Origin of the sequence: Halobellus marinus (assembly GCF_032113415.1) — an archaeon.
Taxonomy (GTDB): Archaea; Halobacteriota; Halobacteria; order Halobacteriales; family Haloferacaceae; genus Haloquadratum; species Haloquadratum marinus.
This window is the reverse complement of sequence record NZ_CP134946.1, coordinates 1,503,718-1,517,834: the sequence shown is the minus strand read 5'-3', so window position 1 is coordinate 1,517,834 and position 14,117 is coordinate 1,503,718. Positions and strand designations below refer to the sequence as shown.

The following is a 14,117-nucleotide window of genomic DNA, read 5'->3' as shown; positions in this document are numbered from 1 at the left end:
CCGTAATAACACATATAAGGTATGTATAGTGAAGATTAAGGTCACGCCAATCCAGGGGTGTGATATGGAGACTCGTAAGGTACAGCGACTCGGTCCCTCGACGCTGGCGATGACGCTCCCCGCCGAATGGGCATCGGAGCACAACGTCAACAAGGGAGACGAGGTGTCGCTTCGGATGGGTGGCAAGGGAACGCTAACGGTGCTGCCGGAGTCTGCGAGCCAGGAGGATTCCTCGGCGACGATCCGCGCGGACAACCTCAACGCGGACTCGTTGGAACGGGCAATCGTCGCCCAGTACGTGCTCGGCCGCCGGGTGATCCACATCGAGAAGAGCGACGGCGCGCTCGACTCCGATCACATCAACGCGGTCTACAAGGCCGAGACGCAACTGATGGGACTCGGCGTGATCGAGGAGACGCCCGAGCGGATCGCCATCCGGTGTTCGGTCGACCCCGAGGACTTCACGCTGGACAACCTCCTCGAACGCCTCGAAAACACCGGGAGTACGATGCGCGGGGAAGCGATCAAGGCGCTCGCCCACGGCAACACTGATCTCGCACAGCGCGCGCTGAACCGTGAGCGACAGGCGAACAAGATCTTCGTGCTCCTCCTCCGGCTGATCTTCACCGCCTACCAGAACCCCAATCTCGCCCGTGCCGTCGGTCTGGAGGAGGGATTCCCGCTCATCGGCTATCGCTCTGTCGCGAAGAACCTGGAGTTGACCGCGGACAACGCCGAGGACATCGCCAACATCGCGATGGACGCCGACGGGCACACCCTCGACGTCGACAGCGCGACGATGCGACGGATCCGCGAGTTCACCGATCAAGTCGACGAACTGACCAAGACTGCGGTCCAGTCAGTCGTCGAACGCGACTACGACAAGACCGTCGAGTGCCGCACGCTGTTCCGCCAACTCCGCGACCGCGAACAGGAGATCCTGAGCGACCTCCCGGAGATGGGCAACGAGGAACTACTCCAGGTCCGGGAAGTGCTCGTCAGCCTGCAGCAGACCGCACAGTACGCGATGCGGAACGCCGAAATCGCGGCTAACCTGGCACTGAACGAGGAGTCCGATCACGTCACGATCGGGTGAGCGACCGGATGCGTCGTCGGCGTCGCCGCGGACAGCCGAGCATATTCGTATGAACTAAGTCGAGCACAGGCGAGATCCGAGTATGGAGACTGCATCTGCCTCGTCGGACAAGGGAATCGGCCTGACTATCCTCTTTGCGCTTGTCGCGCTCCTGGGTGTCGGCGGGATGTTCGCCGCGGGGTTGAGCGGCGATCAGCTGATCGCGGCGGTCGGCTTCGCCATCGCCATCATCGCCGGCTCGCTGGCCGTATCGGCGACTCACCTTTTCGAGTGAACATCGGACGAGAAGCTTAAGGCCGAACCGCCCGTACCGTTCGTAAAATGAGTGATTTCACCGAGGAGGAAAAACGGATCGTCTCGTACCTCCGGGAGAGTGTCGCCGCCGGAGAGCGGTACTTCCGGGCGAAGAACATCGCCGACGCGATCGGCCTCTCCGCGAAGCAGGTGGGATCCCGTCTGCCCCGCCTCGCAGAGAAATCGGAGGACGTCGAGATCGAAAAGTGGGGGCGCGCGCGGTCGACGACCTGGCGCGTCACTCGTAGCTGATCGACGACAGCGGGGACTCGGCACATCGGCACGATTGGGGAGCTTTTTTATCTCGCATCCGAACGGGGAGATATGACGATACGCGTCCGGCGGGTCTTCGAATTCGACGCCCCGCCCGAGAAAGTCTGGGACTTCATTGCCGATCCATCCGAACGCGCGGACGCGATAAGCGTCGTCGACAGCTACGAGGTCGACGAGGCGACGGGGGCGGCGACCTGGCACGTCCGCCTGCCGATCCCGTTCGTCAAATCGACCGCGCGCGTCGAAACCGAAGACATCGCGCGGGAACCGCCGGATTACGTCAAGTTCCTGGGTCGGTCCTCGGTTTTTCAGGTCACCGGCGAGCACACGGTCGAGGAGACGGAGACGGGAACCCGCCTCATCAACGAGTTCGTCGTCGACGGACGGGTCCCGGGAGTCGAACGGTTCTTCGAGCGCAACCTCGACGGGGAGCTCGAGAATCTGGAACGCGCGCTCAGACGGTCGGTCGAATCGGGCACGTAGTCTGCCGAAGACCCAGGCCGGCCCGGTCGCGTGCCGGTGGGTTTATTCGTCTCGGGTCGCTACCGGCTACTGCCGACGGACGACGCTTTTCTCGTCGAAGTCGGCACTAATCCGCCACACGCCGCCGCAGTGTTCGGGGTCCGCTGCGGATACCACGCCTCTCGGCGTCCGGCCTCTCTCCCGCCGGAGGCCGTCCGCTCCCACCTTCGCTCCTTTCGCATCCACTGTCGCTCGTGCCGCCGGCTATCGCCGTCCGGGTTTCCTCGAATCGCCGCCCGTAGTCCCGCCTACGGCGACGAGGCCCGCTTTTCGATCTCGCCTTGCAGTTTCGCGGCGTCGAAGTCGTGGTCGGGCCGGATGTTGACGAAGTCCAGAAAGCGGGCCGCCGCGAGCAGTTCTTCCGCCGAGAACACGGTCAGAGCGGCGTCAGCCGTCCGATCGGCCCCGATCAGCGGTTCGAGTGCCCCGAGCGCACAGGCGACGTCGTAGGACTTTGCGTCCTCGGCGCCCGTGTCTCGGACGTTGGTCGCGTCGATGAAATAGATCTCCCCATCGAGGATCAGCACGTTCTCCGCCCGAAGGTCGCCGTGGAGCAACTCGTGTTCGTGCATCGTCCGCAACGACACAAAGAGTGCGGGCGCGAGGTCGGCCTCGGCTGCCTCGTCGAGTTCGTCGAGCGTCCGGAACTCCGGGAGGTATTCGAGGACCAGAACTCCGAGGCCGTCGACCTCGAACGCCTCGATCGGTTCCGGCGCGTTGAGGCCGATCTCACGCATCCGCTGTGTCGCTTCGAGTTCGTGTTCGGCCATCTCCGCGGGCGTCGAAAAGTGCTCGAAAAAACCCTCGGTTCCCGTCGAAAAGGCGCCCAGATTGCGGCCGGTAGTGAAGAGCGCGTGGACGATCGAGTTCTGTCGCGAGATCACCTTCACGAACCAGCGCTCGTCGACGACCATCGGGGTCGACAGCCAGTTGTCGGCCTCCAGAAACCGAACGGAGACCTCCTCGCGGTCGTAGCGGTCGCGGATTTCGCGTGCGACAGCCTCCAGTCGGGACCACTCGACGCGTCCCCGGAGAAGCCGACGCAGTGCCATATCCGCGAGAACGGTCTGCGGGCGTATATACTATCGGCCACTGTCCACTGCGGTGAACACTCAGCATCCGACCAGTGGACGCAGAGGGTATCCACCGACACCGCTATGCCGCGCTTACTCGGTGTCCCGAACCGTCAGCACAGGCACCGGCGACCGCCGAACGGTGCGCTCGGTCACGCTTCCGAGGAGGTACCGTTCCAGACCGGTCCGGCCGTGGGTCCCCATCACGACGAGATCGCAGTCCTCCTCGCCGGCGTATTCAGTAATGACGTCGTCCGGGATTCCGGGTTCGACGGCCGTTTCGACGTCGACGCCCGCCTCCGCGGCGCGATCGGCGACGGCCTCGACGACGGACTCCGCCCGCTCCCGGAGCGTGGCTTCGACCTGATCGACGCTGATCGCGGGCGCGCTGTGACCGACGTCCCTTGCGTCGATCACCGAGAGGACGCGCAGTTCGGCGTCGTACTGTGCCGCAAGATCGATCGCGTGCTCGACGGCCCGATCCGCACATTCGCTGCCGTCCGTCGGAACGAGAATCCGATCGTACATACACGAAGGTACGCCGACCCCTGATTAGTCGTTTGGGATATTCCGCGGGCGCGGCCGTTCCACCGCGACGCGGGCTCCGCTGTCGACGCGCTCACTCGATCAGCCGTTCGGCGATCCGGCGGGCTCCCTCGGCAGGAGCGAGATCCGGCCGATCCGCGGCGATACAGGTGACCTCGCGATCGAGTTCCATCGAGAGCCGTTCCTCGAAGACGTCGACGATGCCCGGAATACAGGCCATCCCGCCGGTGAGAACTATCGGCTTCGAGAGCGCGAGCTGGTAAGGTTTCATGTGGTCGTTCGCCAACTGTGAGAGGAAGTTGTTGGCGACCTCGTCGACCGCGTCGTCGACGTAGTCGTCGAGCGGCTCCATCACCGACCGCTCGATCGTGAACTCGTGGGCGCCGCCGCCGGGCTGCTGGATGACGTCCGTGAACGGCTCGAAGGCGTCGAAGTCGGCGTGCGTCTCTTTGTACTCCCGGGCGGTCGTCAGATCGATGTTGACGCGGCCCTGCGTCTCCTCCTCGACGGCGTTTGCGATCTTGCGGTCCACCTCGTTGCCGGTGACCGCTCCCGAGACGAACGGTGAGAGCTGTTCGCCGTGTCGATAGGCGGAAGCCTCCAGGTTCGTCGACCCCATATTGACCGCCGCGAACACCTCGTCGATCGCCTCGAGGTCGTCGCCTAAGGCCGGAATCGATCCACAGAGCGACTCCGGAAAGCTCCGTACCAGGGCGTCGCCGACGGAACTCTGTTCGATCACACGGTTGAGGTTCCGAAGTCCCGGCTCGTTGTCGATCGTCGGAATCGCGTAGACGACCGCGCTGTCTTCGTCCAGTCCTTCCGCGGAAACTACCTCCTCGAAAAACTTCGCGGCGAGGTCGGCGCTCTCGTCGTCCTGGGGGAGCCCCGACCGGAGCATATACTTCACCGTGTCCGGATACTCCTGGGCGGCCTGTTCACCGAACAGGACCTGCTCGTCGCCCGTCAGGGGGTCCTCGTAGGTCGCGAGACACGTGAGCGTCCGGACGGTCTCGACCTCGCCGCCCCGAACGTACTGGAGGACAGTTCGAGTACTTCCAAGTTTGACACCCACTGGCGTCGGTCCCGCCGACTCCTCGGCTTCGTTCTCGTCTGTCGCTGTGTCGTCAGTATCCGTGGCGGCGGATTCATCCGGGTCGTCTGTCATACGGCAGAATAGACAGAAGGGATAAAAAGCCCTGTTGGTGTGTCGGGTGAATCGAAACGCGGCGGACGTATCGCCCCGGCGTTATTCCATCGACGACAGCCGCGCGATGTACACCAGACTCAGGTGGTGGTCGTCGACGTCGAACTCGGCGGTGTTCGATACCTCCCCTGAGAAGCCGACGAGATAATCCTGGAGTTCGGCCTCGACGTCCTCGGTCAGCCAGTCGACAGTGTGGTAATACCGGAGCGCGTCCATCGTTCGCTTGAATCCACCCTTGAGGACGAGGAACTCCAGCCAGTCGAAGACGGTTCGTTCGGCGGCGTACTCGTCGGGGAGCGACGTGAGATACGGCTTCGAGAGGCCCTCACCGGCGGCGGCGGTCTCGTGGACGAGTAGCTGTTCGAGTTGGTTCTGCCGGAGGGCCTCGCCCGCCCGCCCCCGGGGCCGCTCGCGAACTTCCGTGTCGAACTGGAATCTGCCAACGTCGTCGGTGCGGTCGCGAACTGCTCTCCCGCGGCCGGCCTCGTCGTGGCGCCGCCTCCCCCCGGTCCGCCGATCGGAGTGGCGAGACTCCGTTTCTCTGCGGTCACGATCCTCGCCGCCGAATCCGAGGTCGCGCGCGATCCGATCGGCGCGGCGGACCTCGTCGTGCCCCTCCGCGTGGTCCGATTCGCCGTGTCGAGGACGGCTGACGTCGTTCCGAGGACGGATCGTGGCCCCGTCGTCCTCGCCCCGTCGGTCGGTGGACCGGCCGTCATCGTCGCCACGGCCGTTGCGGCGACGGTCCTCCGCGCGGGATCGGCCTCGTCCGCTCTTGGAACGGCCGCTCCGACGCCCCTCCCGCCGCTGTCGGTCGTCGTCGCGGTCGCCGCCCCGTCGTCGGTCGGCGCGGCTCCGGCGGTGCTCGCCGCCGCCTCGTGTCGACCGCCGGCCGCCCTCCTCGGCGCGGTCGTCCTCGGCGCGTCGGCGATCGTCATCGCTGCGTCGGCGGTCACCCTCGTCCGCTGAGCGCCCCGCCCCCCGTCGTTCGTCCGCGATACGTCTGAGTTCTCGGAGGTCGTAGTCGTCGGGATCGATGGTCATAGACACTCTCTCGTGATACGGCGATCGTCGCCGCTACCGTAGTGTCTCGATCATTCGTGACTGGATTCATAAACGTCCCCCCAAAATTATCAGTTCGGATAATCCACTCGTGCGTCGGGGGAAGATCGAGCCGAGTGGGTATCGGGATAGTCCCCGCAGGAGCCGGACACGGAGAAGTCGGACCCGCAGAAGTCGGAACTCCTGGCGGAGAGATCAGAGAACCTGCGTCTCCCCGTGCGCCCGCCTGACGGAGAGCTCGCCGCTGGCGACGTCGAATTCCAGCGACCGGCCGTAATCGCCGCCGACGTCGCGCCCGACGATCGGGATATCGTGTGCTGCGAGAACTTCCTCCGCAGCGGCGACGTTCCGCTCGCCGACCCCATCGCCATCGGCGCCGAACTCGAACATCGCGCTCCCGCCCGCGATTCGCGCTTCGAGATTCGAGCGGTCCGCCCCCGAGGCAGCCATCGATCGGAGCAGCCCCGGAACCGCGGTGTCGACGTACTTCGCCTCGTCCGGACGGCCGCCGTCCGCGTGGCCCTCGGTGCCGGTCTCTGGATCCGTCCCGCTCGCAGTACTCGGGGCAGCACCGCCGTTTGCTTCGGCTTTCGGCAACATTGCGTGTGCGAGCCCGGCGACGCCGGCGTCCGGATCGATGATCGCGATGCCGACGCAGGAGCCGAGCCCGCTGGTGACGAGAGATGCCTCCGACTCGGCGACGGCGTACTCGGCGACGCCGACCTTGACTCGTTCGGGACGCGATCGATCGCTCGTGTATACTTTCATTCGTTGGGTCCGTGGCGAATCGAACGGTAGCTCTCCCCCAGTGGGTCGACGTCGACCGCCGTTCCGTCTTGACCGATCACCCTTTCATCTCCGCTGTAATCAGTTCGGCCCCGGCGTGAGTTGATCGAAAGCCGTCCGCAGTTCCTGCTCGTCCGGTAGCGCGTAGATGTCGCAGGTGATCGCCCCGTCGGGAGTGACGATGGCCGAGTCGATGAGAAACGCGTAATCCTGCGTCCGCGCCAGTTCCGCCACCAGCGGATCGACGATCGCTGAGGCGATGTCGTCGACGTACCGGGGCGGCGAGATGTCGATCGTCGTCCCCAGGGAATCGGCCCACCCGTCGAGGAAGCCCGAGGTGACGATGTTGCCGATCTCCTGGATCGCGCTCTTCTGCATCTCCGGATCGGCGTCCATCCCCGGCATCAGCGCGTCGGCGACGCTCTCGGCCGACTCGTGATCGAAGAGGATCGCGATGTACCCCGAGGGCGTGCCGGTGAACTCGAGAACCACCCCACGCCGGGCGTCGTCAGTCAACTCCATCGGGACTCCCTCGACGGGGACGAAGCTCAGCCGACTCACGTCGACGGTGGTGTCGATGCCGGTCATCGCCGTCAGATCCTCAGAGGCCTGTCCCGCACCCTCCGTGATCATCTGCGAGAAGGAGGTGAAACTCTCGACGGGGATCGTCTCCTCGCCGTCGCCGGCCGCGTCGACGATCGTTCCGACCGAATCGGTCGTCGGGAGCATATAGATGTAGAAACCCGCCTCCTCGTCGGGCGTCTCCAGGTGGTTCCGGAACGCCAGCACGTGCTCGGTATCGAGGCCGGAACCGAACTCCGCCCCCGCGTCGATGTCGGCGCCGAACTCCCCGTTTGCGAACTCCGAGTCAGTCGTGACGTCCTCCAGCGAGCGGCCGGCATCCAGTTCGACGTACGTCGGCGTCGTGAACTCGATGCCCTCCCCGAGGAAGTCGGCCCAGCCGTCGATGAACCCGCCGAGCATAATGTTCCCCAATTCTTTCAGCCCGCTCGTCGCGAGGTCGCTGCCCGGGTCGGCCGATTCGTCGGGTACCAGCGCATCGACGAGTGACGCGGCACGCTCGCGGTCGAACGCGAGGACGGTTCGACCGTCGATCGCCCCCGAGAAATCGACGTGGACGGTGACCAGATCGCGCTCGCGGAACTCCCGTTCGACGTCCGACCGCGTCGCCATCTCGACTTTCGTGACCGCGACGTGGGCGTCGAAGCCGGTCATCGTCGCCAGCGATCCCGCCGCTTGTTCGGCTCCGGAGCGCGCAAGCCGGCTGAACGTCCGGAGCGACTGGACGTCGAGATTCATGCTTCGACGCTCACCACGTCGTCGATGGCCTCGAGCACGTTCGGTTTCTGGAACGGTTTCGTGATGTAACCATCCGCGCCGGCTTTGACTGCCTCCCGCATCTTCTCTTCCTGGCCGACTGACGTGCACATAATCACCGACGAGTTGGGATCTGTCGATTTGATCTCCTCTGTCGCTTCGATCCCATCTCGGATGGGCATCACGACGTCCATCGTCACGACGTCCGGATCGAGTTCGTCGTACATCTCAACCGCCTCGACGCCGTTTTCGGCCTCCCCGACGACCTCGTGTTCGTCCTCGAGCAACTGCTTCAGGAGGTTCCGCATAAACGCCGAGTCGTCGACGACCAGTACCGTCGTTGCCATATTCTCACTTCCGGCAAACGCTGTATAAACGCATCGCCCCCATTATCACGGCTGATACGAGCCGGTCGCGGCCCGACCCCTACTCCTCCTCGGGAATCCGGAGTCCCTCGTCGGCGATCGCTTCGACGAGTTCTCCGATCGAGTCGTCGAGGTCGAGGTCGTGCTCGCGGAGGATCGGGGCGAGCGCTTTGGCCGGATAGGAGACTGACGTCTCCGAGGCCAAGAGGAGGATCCCGAGCGCTTCCGCCGGAGACGTCTCGGTGTCGATCTGTGAGACGTACCAGGATGCAAACTCCCCGAAGGCAGTCGCCACGTCGTCGGAGAAGTGTTCGTGCTGTGCGACGTCCCCATCGAATGCCGCTGTGAGGGCAACCCCGTAGTCTGCCCCCCGTTCAGAGACGTATCGCGCCATCTGCTGTCTGGCCAGCTGCCCCCGCTCGTCGTCTTCCTCGACGTCCCCGTCGCGGTCGACGGATGGCGAATCCTCCTCGTCGGTCGCGACGACGTACCGCCCCTCGTCGAGTTCTGCGACCCGTTCGGAGGCCGTATAATCGAGCTCTTCGGGCCTGATGACACCCTCCTCGCCACGTGCGGATCGCGGAGTGTCTTCGGGAGGGTCCGCCGGGGCCATACTTCGTGGTGCCGCCGGAGCGATAATAAGCCCATCGCAGGGCTAGGTAGCCGGGGTCCACCGCCGAACCGGCGCAGCCCCGCAGTTTCGACCGACCTGGCTCGCGTTTTCACGATCGATAGCCGACCTCGATCGACCGTCACATTCAGGTGAGTCCGGTTAGAAGGGGTAGCCGTCTATGGAGTCTGACAGGACGCTCTCAGCTCTCGGGAACGAATACAACCCCGACATCCTCCGCGCCGCCGAGGAGCCTCACTCGGCCCAGGAGTTCAGCGAGATGCTCGACATTCCGATCGCGACCTGTTACCGCCGTATCGAAGAACTCACCGGAGCCGGACTGCTCGAACTACACGACCGCGTCCTCTCGGATGAGCACCGCCGGACGAACGTCTACCGCCGGGATATCGACGAGGTCGTCATCAGTTTCGAGGGCAACGATCTCAACATCAAGGTAGAGGAACGTCCTGAGGTAAAAAACAAACTCGACGACGTCTGGCGACGGATCTCTCAGGATTAGGGATCGGGTAAGCGCTGGCTAGGTGGCCGCCGCGTCGAAGGACCGGCTGGTCGGATAGTCCAGAGTCACGATCCCGAGAGCCGGTGAGAGATAGTCAATCCGGAGAGAGCCTGTCATCCGTCGGAAGCGGACAGGCGAAAGGGGCTCCCGCTGCTGGTCGATGTGCCATCAGCTCACTCCGACCGCGAATTCTGTCGGAATTCAACTAGTTTTCGGAGACAGTGACAGTCGCTGGTTCGAGTCAGTGTCTCCAGTCGACAAACGAAGGGAAAGGTGATGTTACGTCGCTATCTTGTCGCCAGAGCGCCTCTACTCCCAAAATGCGCCATTATCACAACAGATATTTGAGCCCGTAGCGTTTTATTTAGGAGGTCATTTATCCGAACTGACGGCCGACCGTCATACGGGGCGGGGCCAGACTGGAGACAACATATATGTTCGAAGACAACGACTCGGACGCCGACCGTGGGCAGGTCGGCATCGGCACGCTCATCGTGTTCATCGCGATGGTCCTTGTCGCCGCTATCGCCGCCGGTGTCTTAGTCAACACCGCCGGCTTCCTACAGGCCACGGCAGAAGACGCCGGCCAGGAGAGCGTCGACAAGGTCACGAACAGACTCGACGTCGTCAGCCAACACGGCGTCGTCAACAACACCAGTAACGGAAAGGCTGTCGACAGCCTCAACCTTACCGTCCGGCTTGCAGCGGGATCAGGCAGTGTCTCGCTTGAAGACACCACCATCAACTACGTCAGCGACACCACCGCTGAAAACCTCGTCTTCAAGGACACGACAACGGACGACGCCGGGACGAACCTCGGCCCTGTTCACAGATACAACGCGTCCGGAGATGAGAAAGGTCTGAACTCGACGGAGTACACGGCCTACGCGCTCGAAGACGACGATACCTCGCACCCGGTCCTGAACGAACAGGCAGACCGGTTCGAGATCGTCATCAACGCCTCCGTCGTCGAGAATAACGGCGAGGGCCTCGGAACGGGAGACTCCGTGGAACTGGAGATCACCAGCCGCTCGGGCGGCTCCTCCCAGATCATCCTGACGATGCCTCAGCAACTCGCCGGGCAGGACGACAACGATCCGGTTCCACTCTAATATAGAACAATGAAGCAACTATTCACCCACGACCACGATTCGGACGACGACCGCGGTCAGGTCGGGATCGGGACGCTCATCGTGTTCATCGCGATGGTCCTCGTCGCCGCTATCGCAGCCGGTGTCCTCGTTAACACCGCCGGCTTCCTGCAGGCCACCGCCGAAGACGCCGGCCAGGAGAGCGTCGACAAGGTCACCAACCGCGTCGAAGTCGTCAACCAGCACGGCACCGTCGGCAGTAACGACAAGATCGCGAACATCACGCTGACGGTCCGGCTCGCCGCCGGCTCCAGCGCCGTCGATATGGACAGCACCTCCATCAAATACCTCAGCAGCGACGAGGTTACCACCCTCACCAACAGCTCCAACAGTAACGATTACCCGGCGGGTAATGCGACGACCTTCAACCTCACGGCGGTCGAAGGAACCGACGAGGACGATTCCTTCGGCGTGCTCAACAGCGGTGCCGACCGCTACGAGGTGACGATCAACGCCTCCGCCATCGAGAGCGATGCCAACGGGCTGAGTACGGGTGATCGGGTCCAACTCGACATCACCAGCCAGAGTGGCGGGACCACCCAAGTCATCCTCACGATGCCGCAGCAGCTCGCCGGACAGGAGGCGGGCGAACCCGTCAAACTCTAACCTCCGGTCGGCGCTTTAGCCAATCGCAGCTCATTTTCACTTATTGGACAACATCGAAGAGCGGCAGCACTGTCTGATTTCAGTATCATAATCTGAATCTCCTGCCGTTACCACTTTACGTCTCGATGTATCTGAGAATCATTCTTGATATTTGGTGCCGTAGGATTATATTTGGGACGTTATTTGTCCGAACTGACGGCCGACCGTCACGCGGGGCGGGGCCAGACTGGAGACAACATATGTTCGAAGACAACGATTCGGACGCCGACCGTGGGCAGGTCGGCATTGGGACGCTCATCGTGTTCATCGCGATGGTCCTTGTCGCCGCTATTGCCGCCGGTGTCCTCGTCAACACCGCCGGCTTCCTGCAAGCGACTGCCGAAGACGCTGGTCAGGAAAGTGTCGACAAGGTGACGAACAGACTCGACGTCGTCAGCCAACACGGCGTCGTCAACAACTTCACCAGCGAGAAAGGCGTCGACAGCCTCAACCTTACCGTTCGACTTGCGGCGGGATCCGGCAGTGTCTCACTCGAAGATACCACCATCAACTATGTCAGCGAAACTACTGCCGAAAATCTCGTCTTCAAGGATAACACCTCCGATGGAGAGACGCTCGGTCCAGTCCACAAGTACGATCAAAACGGGAACGGAGAGGGTCTCAACTCGACGGAGTACACGGCCTACGCGCTCGATGACTCCGACGATGAGTCCTTCCCGGTTCTGAACGGACAGTCAGACCGCTTCGAGATCGTCATCAACGCCTCCGTCGTCGAGGAGAACGATCAGGGCCTCGGAACGGGTGATACCGTCGAACTGGAGATTACCAGCCGCTCCGGCGGTTCCTCCCAGATCATCCTGACGATGCCTCAGCAACTCGCCGGGCAGGAGGACAACGACCCGGTTCCACTCTAAAATAGAACGATGAAGCAACTACTCAACCATAACGATTCGGACGACGACCGCGGGCAGGTCGGGATCGGGACGCTCATCGTGTTCATCGCGATGGTCCTTGTCGCCGCTATCGCCGCCGGTGTCTTGGTGAACACCGCCGGCTTCCTGCAGGCCACGGCAGAAGACGCCGGTCAGGAGAGCGTCGACAAGGTCACCAACCGCGTCGAAGTCGTCAACCAGCACGGCACCGTCGGCAACAACGACAAGATCGCGAACATCACGCTGACCGTCCGGCTCGCCGCCGGTTCCAGCGCCGTCGATATGGACAGTACCTCCATCAAATACCTCAGCAGCGACGAGGTCACCACGCTCACCAACAGCTCCAGCAGTTTGACCTACCCGGCGGGTAACGCGACGAAATTCAACCTCACCGCGGTCGAAGGCACGGACGAGGACGACTCCTTCGGCGTCCTCAACAGCGGTGCCGACCGCTACGAGGTGACCATCAACGCCTCCGCCATCGAGAGCGATGCTAACGGACTCAGCACGGGCGATCGCGTCCAACTCGATATCACCAGCCAGAGCGGCGGGACCACGCAGGTCATCCTTACGATGCCCCAGCAACTCGCCGGCCAGGAAGCTGGCGAACCCGTCAAGCTCTAACCACCGGTCGGCATCCCTCGAACTGCGGATCAATTTTTATTTTCTGGCCGCTACTGCATAGCGACAGCGCTGGCCCCAAACAGTCATAGAGTCACTATCAGAACAAGAAGAACGAGACTATGGATTCGGATCGAATCCAGCGTCAGTACCGACGACCTACTCCAACCCGCCGCCGTCTTCCTCGCCGAACATCGGCGCCGAATCGCCCATCATCGAGAAGCCCGCGGCCTGCTCGTAGACTTTGATCCCACCGTGATCTATCTCTATGGGGAACATCGAGTTCTTGATCGGCTGCTTGCGCATCTTCGCGACCCAGATGTACCGGTTCGACGTCGACCCGGCGGGTGACTGAACAAGGTAGATGTTGCCGTCGGTCAGGAAGTTCTCCAGGCCGATCTCGGTATCGGGGAACATCGCCGACTGCTCCATCGTCAGGATCGACGTGAGACCGCTGTCTTTCAGGATGTCGATGAACTTCAGAAGATACTGGCGTTGTTCCTTCTCGTCGTCGAAAAAGAGCTGAAACATCGTCAGCGAGTCGAGGACGAGCCGGTCGTACTGGGTGTCCTGGAGGTCTTCGAGGATCGTATCGAGTGTCGAGGAGAAGTCGCCGCTGCGGAGCAGCGTCCGCTTGTCGTAGACTTTGATCCGGCCGGACTCGACGAACTCGTCCCAGCGATCGAAGCCGATCGAGGCCGCAGCCTCGCTGATGTCGTCTGCGGTCTCCTCGAAGGTGAGATAGATTCCCCCTTCGTCGTACATATCGACGCCGTTGTGGAGAAACTGGAGGCCGAAGATGCTCTTGCCGGTGCCGGGGTTGCCACTGACGAGTACCGCGGCGTTCTCGACGATACCGCCGTTGAGGATGGAATCGAGGCCGTCGATACCTGTTTTGACGAATTCTGGCATATATGAGGACACTTCCGTGGGTTTCGGATGCGAGGTCCGTCCCGCAGTGGGATAATTCTTCGGCTCAGTCACCGGGACAGCGGCACGATCGACGAAACGGCCGGATCCGGGCAACTCGGCCACAACGTATTCGTATCCCGGATCAACTCGACTCAGTAGTGGGGTTTTCCGGTATCACGATCGATAATTTGGAGGGAAACTTC

At 62.7% G+C, this 14,117-nt stretch carries 18 protein-coding genes; 9 read left to right on the top strand and 9 right to left on the bottom strand.

Going from position 1 to position 14,117, the window contains the following annotated elements:
- Nucleotides 1-64: 64 nt before the first annotated feature.
- The 4 genes from RJT37_RS07755 to RJT37_RS07740 all read left to right on the top strand — a co-directional run bounded on the left by RJT37_RS07755 (nt 65) and on the right by RJT37_RS07740 (nt 2,146).
- A complete protein-coding gene (locus tag RJT37_RS07755; protein ID WP_311171096.1) occupies nt 65-1,096 on the top strand; it encodes a PhoU domain-containing protein in 1,032 nt (343 codons plus the stop codon).
- 82 nt (nt 1,097-1,178) lie between these two features.
- Nucleotides 1,179-1,370 (top strand): DUF7525 family protein, encoded by a 192-nt coding sequence (locus RJT37_RS07750; protein ID WP_313689166.1) that lies wholly within the window; start codon nt 1,179-1,181, stop codon nt 1,368-1,370.
- Between the two features lie 47 nt (nt 1,371-1,417).
- The gene (locus RJT37_RS07745; RefSeq protein WP_311171098.1) at nt 1,418-1,642 is read left to right on the top strand and encodes a DUF7123 family protein; all 225 of its coding nucleotides are present in this window, start codon (nt 1,418-1,420) and stop codon (nt 1,640-1,642) included.
- A 72-nt stretch (nt 1,643-1,714) separates the two neighbouring features.
- Complete coding sequence (locus RJT37_RS07740) at nt 1,715-2,146, top strand: SRPBCC family protein (RefSeq protein ID WP_313689163.1); 432 nt, start codon at nt 1,715-1,717, stop codon at nt 2,144-2,146.
- Between the two features lie 287 nt (nt 2,147-2,433).
- Here RJT37_RS07740 and RJT37_RS07735 read toward each other — a convergent pair whose 3' ends face one another.
- The 8 genes from RJT37_RS07735 to RJT37_RS07700 all read right to left on the bottom strand — a co-directional run bounded on the left by RJT37_RS07735 (nt 2,434) and on the right by RJT37_RS07700 (nt 9,175).
- Nucleotides 2,434-3,237, bottom strand: coding sequence for an RIO1 family regulatory kinase/ATPase domain-containing protein (locus RJT37_RS07735; protein ID WP_313689161.1), 804 nt, complete (start codon nt 3,235-3,237; stop codon nt 2,434-2,436).
- 114 nt (nt 3,238-3,351) lie between these two features.
- Nucleotides 3,352-3,786 carry a universal stress protein gene (locus tag RJT37_RS07730; RefSeq protein WP_313689159.1) on the bottom strand — a complete coding sequence of 145 codons (435 nt, stop codon included), beginning with the start codon at nt 3,784-3,786 and terminating at the stop codon, nt 3,352-3,354.
- A gap of 91 nt (nt 3,787-3,877) precedes the next feature.
- Nucleotides 3,878-4,972, bottom strand: coding sequence for an actin-like salactin (locus RJT37_RS07725; RefSeq protein WP_313689158.1), 1,095 nt, complete (start codon nt 4,970-4,972; stop codon nt 3,878-3,880).
- Between the two features lie 81 nt (nt 4,973-5,053).
- The gene (locus RJT37_RS07720) at nt 5,054-5,596 is read right to left on the bottom strand and encodes a FlaD/FlaE family flagellar protein (RefSeq protein ID WP_390209022.1); all 543 of its coding nucleotides are present in this window, start codon (nt 5,594-5,596) and stop codon (nt 5,054-5,056) included.
- Between the two features lie 672 nt (nt 5,597-6,268).
- Nucleotides 6,269-6,841, bottom strand: a complete 573-nt coding sequence (locus RJT37_RS07715) for a chemotaxis protein CheD (protein ID WP_313689156.1) — start codon at nt 6,839-6,841, stop codon at nt 6,269-6,271.
- 99 nt (nt 6,842-6,940) lie between these two features.
- On the bottom strand, nt 6,941-8,179 hold the full coding sequence (locus RJT37_RS07710; protein ID WP_313689154.1) for a chemotaxis protein CheC: 1,239 nt from the start codon (nt 8,177-8,179) through the stop codon (nt 6,941-6,943).
- Entirely contained in the window at nt 8,176-8,544 is a 369-nt protein-coding gene (gene cheY / locus RJT37_RS07705; protein WP_311171105.1) for a chemotaxis protein CheY, read from the bottom strand. Before cheY ends, RJT37_RS07710 begins: the two co-directional genes overlap by 4 nt.
- Nucleotides 8,545-8,623: 79 nt before the next feature.
- On the bottom strand, nt 8,624-9,175 hold the full coding sequence (locus RJT37_RS07700; protein ID WP_313689152.1) for a DUF7500 family protein: 552 nt from the start codon (nt 9,173-9,175) through the stop codon (nt 8,624-8,626).
- A 178-nt stretch (nt 9,176-9,353) separates the two neighbouring features.
- Here RJT37_RS07700 and RJT37_RS07695 point away from each other — a divergent pair, with 178 nt between their 5' ends.
- The 5 genes from RJT37_RS07695 to RJT37_RS07675 all read left to right on the top strand — a co-directional run bounded on the left by RJT37_RS07695 (nt 9,354) and on the right by RJT37_RS07675 (nt 13,005).
- Nucleotides 9,354-9,692 (top strand): ArsR/SmtB family transcription factor, encoded by a 339-nt coding sequence (locus RJT37_RS07695; protein ID WP_313689151.1) that lies wholly within the window; start codon nt 9,354-9,356, stop codon nt 9,690-9,692.
- A gap of 434 nt (nt 9,693-10,126) precedes the next feature.
- Nucleotides 10,127-10,804: an archaellin/type IV pilin N-terminal domain-containing protein gene (locus tag RJT37_RS07690; protein WP_313689149.1), complete on the top strand. Its 678-nt coding sequence runs from the start codon at nt 10,127-10,129 to the stop codon at nt 10,802-10,804.
- 9 nt (nt 10,805-10,813) lie between these two features.
- Nucleotides 10,814-11,449 carry an archaellin/type IV pilin N-terminal domain-containing protein gene (locus RJT37_RS07685; protein ID WP_313689148.1) on the top strand — a complete coding sequence of 212 codons (636 nt, stop codon included), beginning with the start codon at nt 10,814-10,816 and terminating at the stop codon, nt 11,447-11,449.
- A gap of 239 nt (nt 11,450-11,688) precedes the next feature.
- Nucleotides 11,689-12,363 (top strand): archaellin/type IV pilin N-terminal domain-containing protein, encoded by a 675-nt coding sequence (locus RJT37_RS07680; RefSeq protein ID WP_313689146.1) that lies wholly within the window; start codon nt 11,689-11,691, stop codon nt 12,361-12,363.
- A gap of 9 nt (nt 12,364-12,372) precedes the next feature.
- Nucleotides 12,373-13,005 carry an archaellin/type IV pilin N-terminal domain-containing protein gene (locus tag RJT37_RS07675; protein WP_313689145.1) on the top strand — a complete coding sequence of 211 codons (633 nt, stop codon included), beginning with the start codon at nt 12,373-12,375 and terminating at the stop codon, nt 13,003-13,005.
- Between the two features lie 156 nt (nt 13,006-13,161).
- On the opposite strand, the gene RJT37_RS07670 is transcribed toward RJT37_RS07675, so the two are convergent.
- Complete coding sequence (locus RJT37_RS07670) at nt 13,162-13,914, bottom strand: RAD55 family ATPase (RefSeq protein WP_313689143.1); 753 nt, start codon at nt 13,912-13,914, stop codon at nt 13,162-13,164.
- Nucleotides 13,915-14,117: the final 203 nt, after the last annotated feature.